The 16542-nt window shown below is 61.8% G+C and carries 12 protein-coding genes, 1 tRNA gene and 2 pseudogenes; 3 read left to right on the top strand and 12 right to left on the bottom strand.

The annotated features are described in order from the left end of the window. Positions 1-146 precede the first annotated feature (146 nt). A complete protein-coding gene (gene cra, locus N4Q37_RS17420; RefSeq protein ID WP_260960370.1) occupies positions 147-1142 on the top strand; it encodes a catabolite repressor/activator in 996 nt (331 codons plus the stop codon). Between the two features lie 20 nt (positions 1143-1162). Further along, entirely contained in the window at positions 1163-1939 is a 777-nt protein-coding gene (locus N4Q37_RS17415) for a TatD family hydrolase (RefSeq protein WP_260960369.1), read from the top strand. A gap of 60 nt (positions 1940-1999) precedes the next feature. On the opposite strand, the pseudogene N4Q37_RS27915 reads toward N4Q37_RS17415, so the two are convergent. From N4Q37_RS27915 to N4Q37_RS17395, 5 genes and pseudogenes are all read right to left on the bottom strand, one after another. Next, positions 2000-2572, bottom strand: a pseudogene (locus tag N4Q37_RS27915) (methyl-accepting chemotaxis protein); the annotation flags it as partial. Positions 2573-2857: 285 nt separating this feature from the next. Continuing rightward, positions 2858-3061: pseudogene (locus tag N4Q37_RS27910) on the bottom strand (HAMP domain-containing protein); the annotation flags it as partial. A 1249-nt stretch (positions 3062-4310) separates the two neighbouring features. Next, entirely contained in the window at positions 4311-5147 is an 837-nt protein-coding gene (gene ampE, locus N4Q37_RS17405; RefSeq protein ID WP_260960367.1) for a regulatory signaling modulator protein AmpE, read from the bottom strand. Beyond that, complete coding sequence (ampD, locus tag N4Q37_RS17400; protein ID WP_260960366.1) at positions 5144-5704, bottom strand: 1,6-anhydro-N-acetylmuramyl-L-alanine amidase AmpD; 561 nt, start codon at positions 5702-5704, stop codon at positions 5144-5146. Before ampD ends, ampE begins: the two co-directional genes overlap by 4 nt. Before the next feature lie 64 nt (positions 5705-5768). Further along, positions 5769-7982 carry a DUF1631 domain-containing protein gene (locus N4Q37_RS17395; RefSeq protein ID WP_260960365.1) on the bottom strand — a complete coding sequence of 738 codons (2214 nt, stop codon included), beginning with the start codon at positions 7980-7982 and terminating at the stop codon, positions 5769-5771. Between the two features lie 267 nt (positions 7983-8249). Here N4Q37_RS17395 and nadC point away from each other — a divergent pair, with 267 nt between their 5' ends. Then, positions 8250-9098: a carboxylating nicotinate-nucleotide diphosphorylase gene (nadC, locus tag N4Q37_RS17390; protein ID WP_260960364.1), complete on the top strand. Its 849-nt coding sequence runs from the start codon at positions 8250-8252 to the stop codon at positions 9096-9098. An 81-nt stretch (positions 9099-9179) separates the two neighbouring features. Here nadC and N4Q37_RS17385 read toward each other — a convergent pair whose 3' ends face one another. The 7 genes from N4Q37_RS17385 to infB all read right to left on the bottom strand — a co-directional run bounded on the left by N4Q37_RS17385 (position 9180) and on the right by infB (position 16537). Continuing rightward, positions 9180-9485, bottom strand: coding sequence for a DUF6388 family protein (locus tag N4Q37_RS17385; protein ID WP_260960363.1), 306 nt, complete (start codon positions 9483-9485; stop codon positions 9180-9182). Positions 9486-9637: 152 nt separating this feature from the next. Then, positions 9638-9713, bottom strand: a tRNA-Thr gene (locus N4Q37_RS17380). A gap of 125 nt (positions 9714-9838) precedes the next feature. Further along, positions 9839-11944 (bottom strand): polyribonucleotide nucleotidyltransferase, encoded by a 2106-nt coding sequence (gene pnp / locus N4Q37_RS17375; protein WP_260960362.1) that lies wholly within the window; start codon positions 11942-11944, stop codon positions 9839-9841. Between the two features lie 175 nt (positions 11945-12119). After that, positions 12120-12389 carry a 30S ribosomal protein S15 gene (gene rpsO / locus N4Q37_RS17370; protein WP_039592311.1) on the bottom strand — a complete coding sequence of 90 codons (270 nt, stop codon included), beginning with the start codon at positions 12387-12389 and terminating at the stop codon, positions 12120-12122. 142 nt (positions 12390-12531) lie between these two features. Next, positions 12532-13449 carry a tRNA pseudouridine(55) synthase TruB gene (gene truB / locus N4Q37_RS17365; protein WP_260960337.1) on the bottom strand — a complete coding sequence of 306 codons (918 nt, stop codon included), beginning with the start codon at positions 13447-13449 and terminating at the stop codon, positions 12532-12534. 4 nt (positions 13450-13453) lie between these two features. Next, positions 13454-13849: a 30S ribosome-binding factor RbfA gene (gene rbfA / locus N4Q37_RS17360; protein ID WP_260960327.1), complete on the bottom strand. Its 396-nt coding sequence runs from the start codon at positions 13847-13849 to the stop codon at positions 13454-13456. 159 nt (positions 13850-14008) lie between these two features. Then, on the bottom strand, positions 14009-16537 hold the full coding sequence (gene infB / locus N4Q37_RS17355) for a translation initiation factor IF-2 (protein ID WP_260960321.1): 2529 nt from the start codon (positions 16535-16537) through the stop codon (positions 14009-14011). Between the last annotated feature and the right edge of the window lie 5 nt (positions 16538-16542).

Raw genomic sequence — 16542 nt, 5'->3', positions numbered from 1 at the left:
AATCTAGAAAGATTGGCACGTTACTCGATAATCTCCCATCCTTGAAGTGCAACTTGTCGTTCGCGTTTGGACGGTGAAGGTCATTCTGAATCGGGTACGATTGCCCTATTTGTCGGGCTAACTCGAAAAAACAAAGGGAAACCGGGTTGAAACTCAGCGATATTGCCCAGTTGGCCGGTGTGTCAGTCACCACCGCCAGCTACGTCATCAACGGCAAGGCCGAACAGCAACGCATCAGCAGCGCCACCGTCGAACGGGTGCGAGCGGTGGTCCAGGAGCATGGTTTTACGCCAAACCCGCAGGCCGCCGGGCTGCGCAGTCGGCATACCCGCACGCTGGGTTTCATCCTGCCCGACCTGGAAAACCCCAGTTACGCCCGCATTGCCAAGCTGCTGGAGCAAGGCGCCCGCGCGCGGGGCTATCAGTTGCTGATCGCCAGCTCCGACGACGCCCCCGAGAGTGAACGGCAATTGTTGCAGCTGTTCCGGGCCCGGCGCTGCGACGGCCTGATCGTCGCCAGCTGCCTGCCGGCCGGGGACGACAGCTACCAGCAACTGCAAGCCAAGGGCATTCCGATCATCGCCATCGACCGGGTGATGGAGCCGGCGCATTTCTGCTCGGTGATCAGCGACGACCACCAGGCCAGTCTGCAGTTGACCCGCAGCCTGCTCCAGACCCAACCCCGGCAAATCGCCCTGATCAATGCCCGTCCCGAACTGAGCATCAGCCAGGAACGGACTGCCGGATTTCGCGAAGCCCTGGCCGGTTTCGAAGGCCAGGTGCTGATCGAACACGGGGAGTCGTTCAGCCGTGAATGCGGCCGGCAACTGATGGAGGAAATGCTCACGCGCCTCGGACATTTGCCCGACGCGCTGGTAACCACCTCCTACGTGCTGCTGCAAGGCGTATTCGATGCGCTGCATGATTTCCCGCTCAAGTCGCGTCCGCTGCGCCTGGGCACGTTCGGCGACACGCAACTGCTGGATTTCCTGCCGCTGCCGGTCAACGCCATGTCCCAGCAGCATCAACTGATTGCCGACAAGGCCTTGGAGCTGGCCCTGGCAGCCATCGAGAACGGTGACTATCAGCCCGGCGTGCAGGCCATTGCGCGGACCTTCAAGCAACGCATTCATCAAGGCTGAGCATTGGCCAGGATCCGAACATGGAGTTGATCGACACCCACACCCACCTGGACTTCCCGGACTTCGACGCGGATCGCCCGGCGCTGCTGGCGGCGAGTCGCGCCCTGGGGGTGCGACAGATGGTGGTGCTGGGGGTGTATCGGGACAACTGGCAACGGGTCTGGGACCTGGTGCAAAGCGACCCCGACCTGCACGCGGCCCTGGGCTTGCACCCGGTGTACCTCGACCAGCATCGCCCCCACGACCTGGTGCAACTGCGCGAATGGCTGGGCCGCCTCGCCGGGCATCGGCAGCTGTGCGCGGTGGGGGAAATCGGCCTGGATTACTACATCCCGACCCTGGATCGCGAGCGCCAGCAGACGTTGTTCGAGGCGCAACTGCAACTGGCGGCGGAGTTCGACCTGCCGGCGCTGATCCATGTGCGCCGCAGTCATGCCGCGGTGATCGCGACGCTCAAACGCATCGAGCTCAAGCGCGCGGGAATCATCCACGCCTTCGCCGGCAGTTTCGAAGAGGCCCGGGAATACCTCAAGCTCGGCTTCAAGCTCGGCCTGGGCGGCGCCGCGACCTGGCCCCAGGCCCTGCGCATGCACCGGGTCCTGGCAAAACTGCCGCTCGACGCCGTGGTGCTGGAAACCGACTCACCCGACATGGCCCCGGCGATGTTCCCCGGCCAGCGCAACAGCCCGGCGCATCTGCCGGCGATTTGCGAGGCGCTGGCCGGGATCATGGCGATCAGCCCTGAGCGACTGGCCGAGGCTAGCAGCGCCAACGCCCGCCAATTGTTCAACTGGTAAGCCTGAAGCCCACACAGGCCACTAGTGGCCTGTACTCGAATTAGCCACACAGGCCACTCACTACACCCTGAACGCATTGATCAACTGCTTGAGCCGCACCACCTGGGCGGACAGCTCGCGGCTGGCGTCTTCGGTCTGGTGCGCACCTTGCGCCGTGCGCTCGCCGGCGCGATTGATCTCGACGATGTTCTGGTCGATATCGTGGGCCACGGCCGTCTGCTGTTCCACCGCAGCGGCGATCTGCTGGTTCTGGTCGACGATCATGCCGACCGCACCGAGAATATTCTCCAGCGCCTGCTGGACCTTCTCCGCCTGGCCGACCGTACCGCTGGCCATCTCATGGCTGGTGCCCATGGCCTTGACCGCCGCCCCCACGCCACCGTGCAGGCGGCTGATCATCGCTTCGATTTCTTCGGTCGACTGCTGGGTGCGCTTGGCCAGTGTGCGGACTTCATCGGCCACCACCGCGAAACCGCGCCCCTGCTCACCGGCCCGGGCCGCTTCGATGGCGGCGTTGAGGGCCAGCAGGTTGGTCTGCTCGGCGATGCTCTTGATCACTTCCAACACGCGGCTGATGGCCTGGCTGTCATTCGCCAGTTGATTGATCACCTTCACTGACTGATCGATCTCACCGGCCAAACGGACGATGCTGTCCTGTTGCGACTCCACCAGCCCTCGGCCACTGAGCGTCTCGTCGTTCACGCTATGGGCACTGCTTACCGCCGCGGCGGCGCTGCGGGCTACTTCCTGGGCCGTCGCCGACATCTGATTCATCGCCGTGGCCACCTGCTCGATCTGGCTGCGCTGCCCGGCCACGGCCTGGTTGCTCCGGGCCGAAACCGTTTCCACCTGCCCGGCCTGGCGCTCGACCTCGGCGACGGTGCGGCCGACCTGTTCGATCAGGTCATGGATCTTCGCCACCGTGCCGTTGAACACGTCACCCAATTCACCCAGTTCATCTTTGCTGCGGGCCACGAAATTGACGGTCATGTCGCCGGCCGCCACCTTGTCCATCATCCGGCCCAAATACCGGAGCGTGGTGCGGGTCGACGCGTAGAAACCGGCGTACAGGTAAAAAATCAACAGGAACACCCCGGCCAGCGCCACGGCCTGCAGCACCATGTGGCTGCGATTCTGCTCCAGGCGCTGCTGTAACTCGGCGCCGAGAAAACCCAGAATCGCGTCGTCGAGGCGGTAGGTCTGCTCCATCAGGCCACTGAGCTGCTCATAGAATCCCGACCATGGCGCATCGAGGGTATCGGCCATCACCACCTGTTCCTCGATCAGTTCCGCGGCCTTCTTGAGCGTGCCCTTGCTGTCATTGGCTTGCCCCGCCAACGCCTGGCCGGCGGCCTTGCTGGAGCCGAGGGCGTCTTGCAATTTCAGGTCATATTCACCCTGGAGTTTTTCGATCTGCGCCAGCAACTCGTCAAACCGGGTGCTCGACGCCGAATTGAGAAACCCCAACCCCAGCGACGCAGCTCCCAGCGCGCGACCTTCGCCCAGGGTCTGGGTGACCCGGGGCGTCACGCCGATGCTCAGCTCGCTGAGCTGGCGGATATCGCTCTGGTTGTCGCGGCCAAGCCCCGCCTGGCTGGCGATGAGCTGGCTGAACATTTGCGCAGTGTTGAGCAACTTGCCAATCAGGGCGCTTTTGCTTTGCAGGGAACCCTCACCCTGCTGCGCCTTGAAGGCCGCCATCAGTTCATCGCGCTTGGCATCGAAGGCCCCAGCCTGTTCAGGCTCGACGGCCACGGCACGCATGCCTTGCAGGCGCACGAGGACACGTTGCTCAAGCGCCCCGATCTTCGCCTCGACATCACCGGCCTTGCCGGACTGGCCCAGGCTGGCGTTGATCTGCACCAGGTTGTTGAGGGTTTCCAGATCCCGGCGCAGGGTCAGGCTGCTGCTCAGCAGGTCGAGGCTTTGCAGCTCCACTTGCGTTCCTTGGAATTCCCGATAGGAATCGCGCACCAGAAAGAAGTTGGTCACCAGCATCGGCAACAGGAACAACACGCTGATCAGGCTGAACTTCATACCGAAGCTCAGGCGATTCATCAGCGCGACAGCGGGCCAGAGCAAACTCTTCACAAGGAAGTCTCCCGGGGTGTTCTTATTTTTATGAATTCGCGCGCAGAGACAGCAGAAAGCCACTATTCGGGCGCTGCCCCTGTATAGCCTAAAAAGGCGGGGAGATTTGTAACTTAAGGTTAACGCAACCCATCACGTTCCCTATGGTGGTGAGGGGACACTGTGGGAGCAAGGCTTGCCCGCGATGGCCGCGTCGCAGTCTAAAAGCTAAACCGCGTTATCGTTCCTCGCGGGTAAGCCTTGCTCCCACAGCTTCTCTCACCACAGGGAACAGGCGTGTCTAGGCCAACACCGTCCACAACGCAAAACCGGCATACCAGAGCACCGCCGCGCGCAGCAGCAACTCCCAGAGCCGGTCCAGGCTGTTGATCCCGTCCGGCCCCGTCGCGGGTTCGGCTATTTCGCCGGCCACCCGACCGACCTTATCGATCAGATGGGCGGCGCTGATGTTCCAGTTCAGCAGTTCATGCAACATGATCCGGCTGACGGCGACGAAGTTGCCCACCAAGGCAAAACTCGCCGCCAGCAAGCGCACCGGCAACCAGTCGAAGGCATGGCGCAGCTGCGCGGCCCTCTCGGCCACGCCGGGGTTCAGGCTGTGCTCGGCCGCCAGCGCCAGCAGTCGATAACTCAGCGCCGCGACCGGCCCCAGCAGGAAGTACCAGAAAATCACCGCGAAAAAGCTCTGGTACGCCTGCCACAGCACATACCCCTGGACCCGCTCCAGCAATTGCTCGCCGCAGTCGGCTTCAAGGTCCAGGTCGCGCTTGGCCACATGGACGGCCGCTTGCAGGTCTTCCCGCCGCCACGCGTCGCGAAACGGCCCCAGGGCCGCCAGCAGATCGCCGCGCCCCAGGCTGTAAATCACCACCAACAGATGCACCGGCAATGCCAGCAGGCCATAGGCAACCGGGTCCAGCACCCACAGCAGCAACGCCAACGACGCCACGGGCAGCAGGACCATCACCAGCAGCACCAGCCAGGGCCGCTTGAGCCAGCGCGGGCGCGCTTCCAGCCGGTTGAGCTCGTGCAACCAACCACTGTCGCGCTGGACCCGCTGGCGCAACGCCGAGAACTTCTCGATCCAGACGGCCAGCAGCAACACCAGAAAACTCATTGTCCTTCCCCTTCTGTCAGGGCCGCACGATAGCGAACCCAGTCGAATGCCGGCCCCGGATCGGTCTTGCGTCCCGGCGCGATGTCACTGTGCCCGCAAATGCGCGACACCGTGATCGCCCTGAACGCCGCTTGCAACTGCCGGGTCAGGTCCACCAGCGCGGCGTACTGCGCGTCGGTGAACGGCTGATCATCGGTGCCTTCAAGCTCGATGCCCAGGGAAAAATCGTTACACGTTTCCCGCCCCTCGAAGCACGACACACCGGCGTGCCAGGCACGGTCCAGGCAGGAAACGAATTGGGTAACGGCACCGTCACGCTCGATCAGAAAATGCGCAGACACGCGCAGATCGGCGATCCCGGCAAAGTAGGGATGCTCTGTGACATCCAGGCGATTCTGGAAAAATTCCTGCACCTTGCCCGTGGCGAACTGTGCCGGCGGCAAGCTGATGTTATGGATCACCAGCAGGGAGATCTCGCCCTCGGGGCGCGCATTGAAGTTGGGCGATGGGCAATGGCGCACGCCATCGCACCAACCGCTCGCGGGGTCCAACTGCATACAGGTTCCTTCGATGACAGCGGTCGATGCCGCCAGTATGCCGTGATCGGACTGGCGAGTGTGATCACTTGCCGCGATTGAGCTGGCGCAAGTTGCCCAGAACCGACTCCAACGCCCGGTCGAACAGCAACGTATCGTCCAACAGGCGCGCCGCCCCCCGGCGAAATTCCAGGGCCAGGCTGGTGCGGCTGTGCTCCTGCACCTTCAGGCCGGTGCGGTTGACGAAGACATACTTGCCGGTGGACTCGATGATCGCCGCCAGTTTGCAGCGCAGGCGGTTGTCCTCGTCCTCCTGGAACTCGACCCAGCTTCCCAGACGCAATTGATCGACCTGGCGCAAGCTCGCATCATCGGCCGGCAAGCCGACCAACGAGCTGTCCACCGAAGCCTTCTGAGGCGCACGCAGGGTGATTTTTTCCAGCACCTGGATCATTACCGGCGACTCGGCCGACTCGCCCTGCCCCGACGCCTGCCCCATGTGCTCCAGCGCCTGCACGTGCAAGACCTCCAGCTCGGCGAAAAACTCGCTGGTGGCGAACGGGTCGAACGCCGAACGGCTCAAGCCTTCACGCAGGGCCTTGAGCAGTTCCGGCACCATCGCCAACAAGCGCACGCCCGCGTCGGCCTCATTGTGGGGCTGGACGCTCCAGATCAGTTGTTCCAGGGTCAGGACATCCGCCTGCCACTCGGCTGAACGCTCGCCGTGCTTGAAGCAGGTCAGCAGCAACACCTGGCTCCAGGCCTGCTGCACGAACTCCACCACCGCCAGCGGCAACACTTTGCCCAGCATGAGGTGGTTCAGTGCCCCTTCGACACGCTGGCGCGCCCATTCCGCCTTGGCCCTCCCCTCTTCGGCATCCCGGATGCGCTGCTCGAGCAGTTCGCTGCGGCGTCGCTCGTCGCTGGTGAACGCCAGGAAGTCGGCCAGCAGCTCGGAGAAAATGGCCGGGTCATCGACGAAATCATTCAATAAACGCTGCACCACCTGTTCGATGCGCTGGTAAAGGCTGTCACGCTGATGATCGTCGCAATCGCCACAGCCCATGGCCGCCGCGGCGATTTCATTGAGCAGCCGCCGCGCCGGATGATTGCCTCGGCTGAAGAAGCTCTTGTCTTGCACCGCGACCTTGAGCATCGGGATCTGCAAGCGACCGATCAGCGCCTTGAAAGAGTCCGGCAGGTTATGGTCGTCGAGGATGAACTCGAACATCATCGAGATCAGGTTGATCACGTCCTCGTCCGCGCCTTCCACCACCCGGGATTTGCCGCTGCGGACACTGACCCGGGTCAGCAGTTGCTCGAGCTGGCTACGCAGATCGAACTCGTCCTGAACCGCGGGCGCCGGCACGTATTGCTGCAAATGCGACAGCAGACGCAACAAGTCACTGGTGGAGATCGGCTGGGTCGGCGCGCTGACCTCCAGGGTCGGCGCTACGCTGCCACGGACCTGCCGCAACAGCTTCTGCAACGCCGCGAACACTTCCTGCACGCTGTCGTCGACTTCAGCGGCCCGGGACTTGGCAGCGGCATCGGCCTTGGGCCTGGGACTGGCATCCGCGCGATCCGATGCGCGCCGCGACGGCGTCGCCTTGAGGTCGGGCAGGATGCCGGTGGCGGCCAGCAACTGATTGGCCTCGGCGTAGAGTTGGTCGCACTCGCTGAGCACATAGCGCTCGAACAATTTGAGCAGGATCAGCTTGACCTTGATCCCCACACCCAGGTTCCGCGCGGCCTGTAGAAAGCTTTCGCACAACAGTGCCGGGCTCAGAGGATTCTGCTGGCTCGACAGCGGCCGGGCCAGCAGCGCACTGAGCCGGACCGTCAATTGATCGAGGGCCCCGCCTTCGCGGCTGAGTACCCGGGTGACCATGGCTTCTACCGCGAGATGGCGCTCCAAGTCGTCATGGCCGCGCTGGGGCGGGCCATCTTGCGCCAGGATGGGCGCCAAGGTGGCTTGGGTCAGGTCGTACTGGGCGAGGCTGACAAACGCCTCGAAAAACTGTTCGATGAACTCGCGCTCAATGCTCTTGCGCTTGAGCCGCAAGTCCCGCATCGCTTCGAAATACAGGTTCTGCTCGACATCCTGACGCGCCCGGTCGGCCATTTCGAACAGAGTGTCGTCGGCGTTATCGAACAACTCCTGCAAGCCTTGGCGCAACTGCTGTGCGGCCTTGTCGCGGACCTGAAGCAGAATCACAGGAAGACGGGCAAGGGGCGAACGAATCGCCTGATCGGCAGAAACCTTGTGTAAAGGCACTACATTCCCGTCGTTATGCATCCCGACCTCCTGTAACGGCATTCTTCGGCGCTGGACGTCAAAGTCATGACGTCAATCGAAAGGCGGATTATCTGCAAAACAACCCCGTCGCACCAGCGGACTCTGTGATCCCACTCGAAATCCAGCGCAATAAGTGACCGGATAAATGCGCAAACGTTGCGAGCAGGCGACCAAATGCCGTTTCGATACCTACGGTAGACCTCCGGCACCTTGGGTTCGCTCACGGCCTGGCCCTATAATCTGGCCACTTTGTTTGTGGAGCCCGTCATGCCGAATCTACGTCTCGCCGATCTGACCGCCGAAATCGAAGCCAACGTGCGCCGCGCGTTGCTCGAAGACATCGGCAGCGGCGACATCACCGCGAAACTGATCCCCGCCGAACGTCTGGCCAAGGCCACCATCATTACCCGCGAAGCGGCGATCATCAGCGGTACGGCCTGGGTCGATGCCGTGTTCCGGCAGTTGGACCCGCGCGTCGCGGTGCATTGGCAAGTGCACGACGGCGAGCGGGCCAGTCCCGATCAGGCGCTGTTTCACCTTGAAGGCCCGGCCCGTTCGCTGCTGACCGGCGAGCGCAGTGCGCTGAACTTCTTGCAGATGCTTTCGGGCGTCGCCACCCGGGCGCGCTACCTGGCGGATTTCGTCGCCGACACCCAGGTCAAGCTACTGGACACCCGCAAGACCCTGCCCGGGCTGCGGCTGGCGCAGAAGTACGCCGTGACTTGCGGCGGCTGCCATAACCACCGCATCGGTTTGTACGACGCGTTCCTGATCAAGGAAAACCACATCGCCGCCTGCGGTGGCATCGCCCAGGCCATCAGCGCCGCCCACAAGATCGCACCGGGCAAACCGGTGGAAGTCGAGGTGGAAAGCCTGGAAGAATTGAAACAAGCGCTGGCGGCCGGCGCCGACATCATCATGCTCGACGAACTGAGCCTGGACGACATGCGCGAAGCCGTGCGCCTGAATGGCGGCAAGGCGAAACTGGAGGCCAGCGGCGGGATCAACGAAAACACGTTGCGCCCGATCGCCGAGACCGGGGTGGACTACATCTCGATCGGGGCGATGACCAAGGATGTGAAAGCGGTGGACCTGTCGATGCGGCTCAGTCTTTAAGCAGCTTCGAGCCGCAAGCTACAAGCTGCAAGCTGCAAGCTGCAAGCTGTTCCGTGCTTGGCTTGTAGCTTGTAGCCGCCGTTAAACCACCAGATTATTCATCTCGCAGTATTCTTCCCACTCAACCCCCAATACCTCGGCCGCTTCCTTGTGCAACGCAAGGCGCTGCGCCTCGAATTCTTCAGGCGTGCAGGTGTACTTGAGGGTCAGTTCCCAAGGCTGCAGCCCCTGGGCTTCAGCCTCGTCCTCGAACGCCCACTGGATCTGGTCTCTCTGATCGTCGGCGGACAAGTCCTTGATCTCTTCCAGCAACTGCGGCGCGTCCAGAACGTACTTCTTCAGCGCTTCTTCGTGCCTGGCTTCTTGGGACAATTGTTTAACAGTCATGGCGTTCTCGTTGATCTGGGGAATGGGAGATGGATCTGGATCATCAAGGATCTCTCTGACGCAAGAAACCGTGTGAAGCCCGGTTTACCTGGCCTTCAGGACCATTCTGGGGATCATTTGAAAACCGCTGGGTGAAACTCATAACGAGGGAATGGTGCCCGAGACAGGAATCGAACCTGCGACCTTCGCGTTACGAGTGCGCTGCTCTACCGGCTGAGCTACACGGGCGGTGGCTAAACCTAGCATCGTCCCCGGTGACCAGGCAACCTGCCAGAGAGGGATTTTTAGCACATAGCAAAACGCCCCGAACCAGTCGGGGCGTTTGCTTGTTCAGCAGTCAGGCGAAAGGCTGATTAAACGCCCGATGCCTTGGCGGCAGCCACGTCCTTGATGGACAGCTTGATACGGCCACGGTTGTCCACGTCCAGCACCAGCACTTCCACTTCCTGGCCTTCCTTGAGGATGTCGGTCACTTTCTCGACGCGAGCATCGCTCAACATGGAGATGTGCACCAGACCGTCCTTGCCCGGCAGGATGTTGACGAAGGCGCCGAAGTCGACGATGCGCTCGACCTTGCCGACGTAGATCTTGCCGATCTCGGCCTCGGCGGTGATGCTCAGGACGCGCTGGCGTGCTGCTTCTGCCGCTTCCTTGGTTTCGCCGAAGATCTTGATCGAGCCGTCGTCTTCGATGTCGATCGAAGCCTTGGTTTCCTCGCAGATCGCACGGATGGTCGCGCCGCCTTTACCGATGACGTCACGGATCTTGTCGGTGTCGATCTTCATCGCGATCATGGTCGGAGCGTTGGCCGACAGCTCGGTACGGGACTGACCGATCACCTGGTTCATCTGGCCGAGGATGTTCAGGCGCGCTTCCAGGGCCTGGCCCAGGGCGATTTCCATGATCTCTTCGGTGATGCCCTTGATCTTGATGTCCATCTGCAGTGCGGTGACGCCCTTGGCGGTACCGGCCACTTTGAAGTCCATGTCGCCCAGGTGGTCTTCGTCACCGAGGATGTCGGTCAGGACGGCGAATTTCTCGCCTTCTTTCACCAGGCCCATGGCGATACCGGCAACCGGCGCCTTCATCGGCACACCGGCGTCCATCAGGGCCAGGGAAGCGCCGCAGACCGAAGCCATCGAGCTCGAACCGTTGGACTCGGTGATTTCCGATACCACGCGGATGGTGTACGGGAACACGTCAGCGGCTGGCAGCATGGCCTGGACCGAACGACGGGCCAGACGGCCGTGACCGATTTCGCGGCGACCGGCGCCACCCATGCGACCACACTCGCCTACCGAGAACGGTGGGAAGTTGTAGTGCAGCATGAACGGGTCTTTCTTTTCGCCTTCCAGGGTGTCCAGCAGTTGTGCGTCACGGGCGGTGCCCAGTGTCGCAACGACCAGCGCCTGGGTTTCGCCACGGGTGAACAGTGCCGAACCGTGGGTCTTTGGCAGAACGCCGACTTCGATGTTCAGCGGACGCACGGTGCGGGTGTCGCGACCGTCGATACGCGGCTTGCCGTTGACGATGTTTTCGCGAACGGTACGGTATTCGATTTCACCGAAAGCCGCTTTGACGTCGGCAGCAGACGGCTGGCCTTCTTCGCCGGACAGCTTGGCAACCACCTGGTCGCGCAGCTCGCCCAGACGCGCGTAACGGTCGGCCTTGACGGTGATGGTGTAGGCCTGGGAGATCGCTTCGCCGAACTCGGCACGGATCGCGCCCAGCAGTTCGGTGGCTTCCGGCTGTGGCGCCCAGGTCCAGGTTGGCTTGGCGGCTTCGGCGGCCAGCTCTTTGACAGCCTTGATGACCGATTGGAATTCGTCGTGGGCGAACAGCACGGCACCCAGCATCTGGTCTTCGGTCAGCTCTTTGGCTTCCGATTCAACCATCAGTACGGCTTCCTCGGTACCGGCCACGACCATGTCCAGGCTGGAGGCAGCCAGTTGCTCGTAGGTCGGGTTCAGCAGGTAGCCGGTGCTTTCGTGGAACGCCACGCGGGCTGCGCCGATCGGGCCATCGAAAGGAATGCCGGAGATGGCCAGTGCAGCCGAGGTACCGATCATCGCAGCGATGTCCGGATCGGTCTTCTTGCTGGTGGAAACGACGGTGCAGACAACCTGCACTTCGTTCATGAAACCTTCTGGGAACAGCGGACGGATCGGACGGTCGATCAGTCGGGAAGTCAGGGTTTCTTTCTCGGAAGGACGGCCTTCGCGCTTGAAGAAACCGCCAGGGATCTTACCAGCCGCGTAAGTCTTTTCCTGGTAGTGAACGGACAGAGGGAAGAAGCCCTTGCCTGGATCGGCTTGCTTGGCACCCACTACGGTCACCAACACGCTGACGTCGTCGTCAACGGTGACCAGTACTGCGCCGGAGGCCTGACGGGCAATACGGCCAGTCTCGAGGGTAACGGTCGACTGACCGAACTGGAATTTCTTGATTACCGGGTTCACGGTGTCCTACCTTCTTTGTGGCTCTTGGGGAACTTGTCTTCTTGCGAAATTCTTGGGCAGTGCGGGGAATCGGCCCAACGACTGTCCAGATAAAACTTGAGGCTGGAAGCCTGCCGGCCACCCGAGCAGAACGCAGGCAACTGGCAGACAACCAACCTCATAGCGCAATCGCTGATTAGCGACGCAGGCCCAGGCGGCCGATCAAGGTGCTGTAACGATTAACGTCCTTGCCCTTGAGGTAGTCCAGCAGCTTACGACGCTGGTTTACCATGCGGATCAGACCACGACGGGAGTGGTGGTCTTTACCGTTGGCCTTGAAGTGACCTTGCAGTTTGTTGATGTTGGCGGTCAGCAGTGCAACTTGCACTTCTGGCGAACCAGTATCACCAACAGCTTGCTGGTAGTCGGTCACGATCTGAGCTTTTTCTTCAACGCTGAGTGCCATGTGGCTTTCCTCTTGTGAGGTACCGTTTCCAGGGAAACCGTACCAACAGGCCAGGGACAAATCCCTGTATCGATAAATGAGTAGTGACCGTGCCTGTTAACAGCCACACTCGCCAGCCTGTTGTTACACAGGCTGGTTCCGGTCATTCCGACCGAATCAGTCGACGCGGCGCAATACGCCCGTCTTCGCTCACTTCACCGATACCGATGAAACGACCGTTGTGATCCTGTACCCGTACCATGCCGAACTTCGGCGCATCCGGGGCACGTACCGGCTGGCCGTTGAGCCAGTAGAACGCACTGTGTTCCGAGAACTGCAACAGCGGCCAGTCTTGCAGCCCGCTGTCCGATGGCATCAGGAAACGGTCGACCGCTTCATTGCCACCTTCGGCATGGGCCGCTTCGAGCTCTTCCAGCGTGACCGTCTGGGCCAGTGTGAAAGGCCCGGCCTGGGTCCGGCGCAGTTCCGCCACGTAGGCACCGCAACCGAGCCGCTCGCCGATATCCTCCACCAGGGTCCGGATATAAGTGCCCTTGCTGCAATCCACGGCCAGCCGCGCAGTATTACCGTCAAAGGCCAGCAATTCCAAGCGCGCAATAGTAACAGAACGCGGTTCACGCTCCACTACTTCACCCGCACGCGCCAGTTTGTACAACGGCTGCCCATCACGCTTGAGGGCCGAGTACATCGGCGGTATCTGACTGATTTGCCCACGAAATCCTGGCAACACCGCCTCGATATCAGCCTGACCAACGGTCACCGGGCGCTCGAGCAAAACCTCACCTTCGGCATCTGCCGTGGTAGTGGTCTTGCCCAGTTGCGCCAGGGTTTCATACCCCTTGTCGGAATCGAGCAGGTATTGGGAGAACTTGGTTGCCTCGCCGAAACACAACGGCAGTACGCCGGTGGCCAGCGGGTCGAGACTGCCGGTGTGCCCGGCTTTCTCGGCATTGAGCAACCAGCGGACCTTCTGCAGCGCCGCGTTGGAGGTGAACCCCAGCGGCTTGTCGAGCAGGATGATGCCGCTGACGTTACGACGGATACGTTTGACCTGCGCCACCGAATTACTCCTTGGTGTCTTCGGGTTCAGCCGCGTGCTGACTGTCTTCAGCCACGGCACGCTCGATCAGCGCCGACAGGTGTGCACCCCGAGCAACGCTTTCGTCGTAGTGGAAGTGCAACTGCGGGACGCTGCGCAGCTTCATCTCCCGGGCCAACTGCATCCGCAGGAAACCGGCCGCCGAGTTCAGCACCTTGATGCTCTGGGCGATTTCTTCGCCGCTGTCCTGGCCCATCACAGTGATGAAAATTTTCGCGTGACCGACGTCACGGCTGACTTCCACAGCGGTAATGGTGACCAGGCCGACGCGCGGGTCTTTGACTTCGCGACGGATCAGCTGGGCCAGCTCGCGCTGCATCTGATCGCCGATTCGTTGGGTACGGCTGTATTCTTTTGCCATGTCTTGTTACCTGTTACTGCCCCACGGTGAAACCCGCGAGGTCTGAAAGCGGCAAACGCCCGGCCTGGCAAAAACCAGACCGGGCGTTGCGTTTAGAGTCCGCTCGCGCGGCAGCGCATGTTCATGCGACTACCCCGTGCGGCTCTTGAAGTGCGCGAGTCAGAGGCTGCGAGCAACCTGGACCTTCTCGAAGACTTCGATCTTGTCGCCGACCTTGACGTCGTTGTAGCTCTTGACGCCAATACCGCATTCCATGCCGGCACGAACTTCGGAAGCGTCATCCTTGAAGCGACGCAGCGATTCCAGCTCGCCTTCGAAGATCACGATGTCTTCGCGCAGTACGCGGATCGGACGGTTACGGTGAACGACACCTTCGATCACCATGCAACCGGCGATGGCACCAAACTTCGGCGAGCGGAACACGTCGCGAACTTCGGCCACACCCAGGATGTTCTCGCGAACGTCGCTGCCCAGCATACCGGTCAACGCTTTCTTGACGTCTTCGATGATGTCGTAGATCACGTTGTAGTAACGCATGTCCAGGCCTTCCTGCTCGACGATCTTGCGAGCGCCGGAGTCGGCACGCACGTTGAAGCCGAACAGTACCGCATTGGAAGCCAGCGCCAGGTTCGCGTCGCTTTCGGTGATACCACCGACCCCGCCGCCGACCACACGCACTTGGACTTCGTCGTTGCCCAGGCCGTTCAGGGCGCCTTGCAGGGCTTCCAGCGAACCACGGACGTCGGACTTGAGGACGATGTTGAGCGTCTTCTTCTCTTCCTGGCCCATGCTTTCGAAGATGTTTTCCAGCTTGCCGGCGTGAGCGCGAGCCAGTTTGACTTCGCGGAACTTGCCTTGACGGAACAGCGCCACTTCACGGGCTTTCTTCTCGTCAGCCACAACGCTCATCTCGTCGCCAGCGTCCGGGGTACCGTCCAGGCCGAGGATCTCGACTGGAATGGCAGGACCGGCTTCCTTGATAGGCTTGCCGTTCTCGTCGAGCATGGCGCGCACGCGGCCGTAGTTCGAGCCGACCAGCACCATGTCGCCCTGACGCAGCGTACCGTCCTGGACCAGGACAGTCGCAACCGGGCCACGGCCCTTGTCGAGGCGCGATTCAACGACCACACCACGGCCAGGGGCCGAAGGTGTCGCGGTCAGTTCCAGGACCTCTGCTTGCAGCAGGACCGCTTCGAGCAGTTCGTCAACGCCGGTACCCATCTTCGCCGAGACCGGAACGAATGGCGTGTCGCCACCCCAATCTTCGGAAGTCACGCCGTGAACCGACAGTTCGCTACGGATGCGATCGAGGTCAGCACCTGGCTTGTCGATCTTGTTCACCGCGACCACCAGCGGTACGCCAGCAGCCTGGGCGTGCTGGACGGCCTCGACGGTTTGCGGCATCACACCGTCATCCGCCGCGACCACCAGGATCACGATGTCGGTCGCCTTGGCACCGCGGGCACGCATCGCGGTAAACGCGGCGTGACCCGGGGTGTCGAGGAAGGTGACCATGCCGCGATCGGTTTCAACGTGGTATGCACCGATGTGCTGGGTGATACCGCCGGCTTCGCCAGCCGCCACCTTGGCACGACGGATGTAGTCGAGCAGCGAGGTCTTACCGTGGTCAACGTGGCCCATGACGGTCACGACCGGCGCACGAGGAACCGCTTCACCTTCGAACTTCAGCGACTCGGCCAGGGAATCTTCCAGGGCGGTATCACTGATCAGGGTCACTTTGTGGCCCAGCTCTTCAGCAACCAGTTGGGCAGTTTCCTGGTCCAGTACCTGGTTGATGGTGGCCGGTGTACCCAGCTTGAACATGAACTTGATGATTTCGGCAGCCTTGACCGACATCTGCTGGGCCAGATCGCCCACAGTGATGGTTTCGCCGATCTTCACTTCACGCACGACAGGGCCGGTCGGGCTCTGGAAACCGTGGGCGTTGCGTTTTTTCGGTTTGGCCTTGCCGCGACCGCCGCGACGGAATCCATCGCTTTCTTCATCGGTAGTGCGCGGGGCAACGCGGGGTGCCGGCGCCTTTTCCTTGACCGAAGCACGATGAGGCGCGTTCTTGCGCTCGCCATCGCCACCGCCACGACGGTTTTCGTCGGCACGTGGCTTGTCTGGACGACGCTGCTCGTCACGCTTGCGAGTATCCGCCACCGGGGCCGGCGCAGGCGCCACGACCGGGGCGCTTTCGCGCTCGGGCTCGACAGCCGGTGCAGGTGCAGGTGCAGCGACGGCCTCGACCGGCGCGGGTTGCGCGACGGCAGGCTGGCGACGCGCCTCTTCTTCGGCTCGACGCTTGGCTTCTTCTTCAGCCTTCTGACGGGCAGCATTCTCTACTGCGCGACGCTCTTCCAGTTCACGCTTGCGCTCGGCTTCGATTTCTTCCGGGCTGCGCTGTACGAAGACTTTCTTCTTGCGGACTTCTACGCTGATGCTCTTGCTACCGGCAACACGCAGGGTGCTGGTGGTTTTACGCTGCAGAGTGATCTTGCGTGGTTCTTCCACTTTCGCCTTGTGACTGCTTTTCAAGTGGGTCAGCAGGGATTGCTTCTCACTGTCGGTCACATGTTCCTCGGCGGCGGTGTGCGGCAGACCTGCCTCACGCATCTGCTGCAACAGGCGCTCTACCGGTGTTTTGACCTCATCGGCCAGTTGTTTCACCGTGACTTGCGTCATGCACT

It is taken from the genome of Pseudomonas citri (genome assembly GCF_025336485.1).
Taxonomy (GTDB): Bacteria; Pseudomonadota; Gammaproteobacteria; order Pseudomonadales; family Pseudomonadaceae; genus Aquipseudomonas; species Aquipseudomonas citri.
The sequence above is the reverse complement of the archived record's forward strand: the minus strand, read 5'-3'. Positions and strand labels throughout refer to the sequence as shown.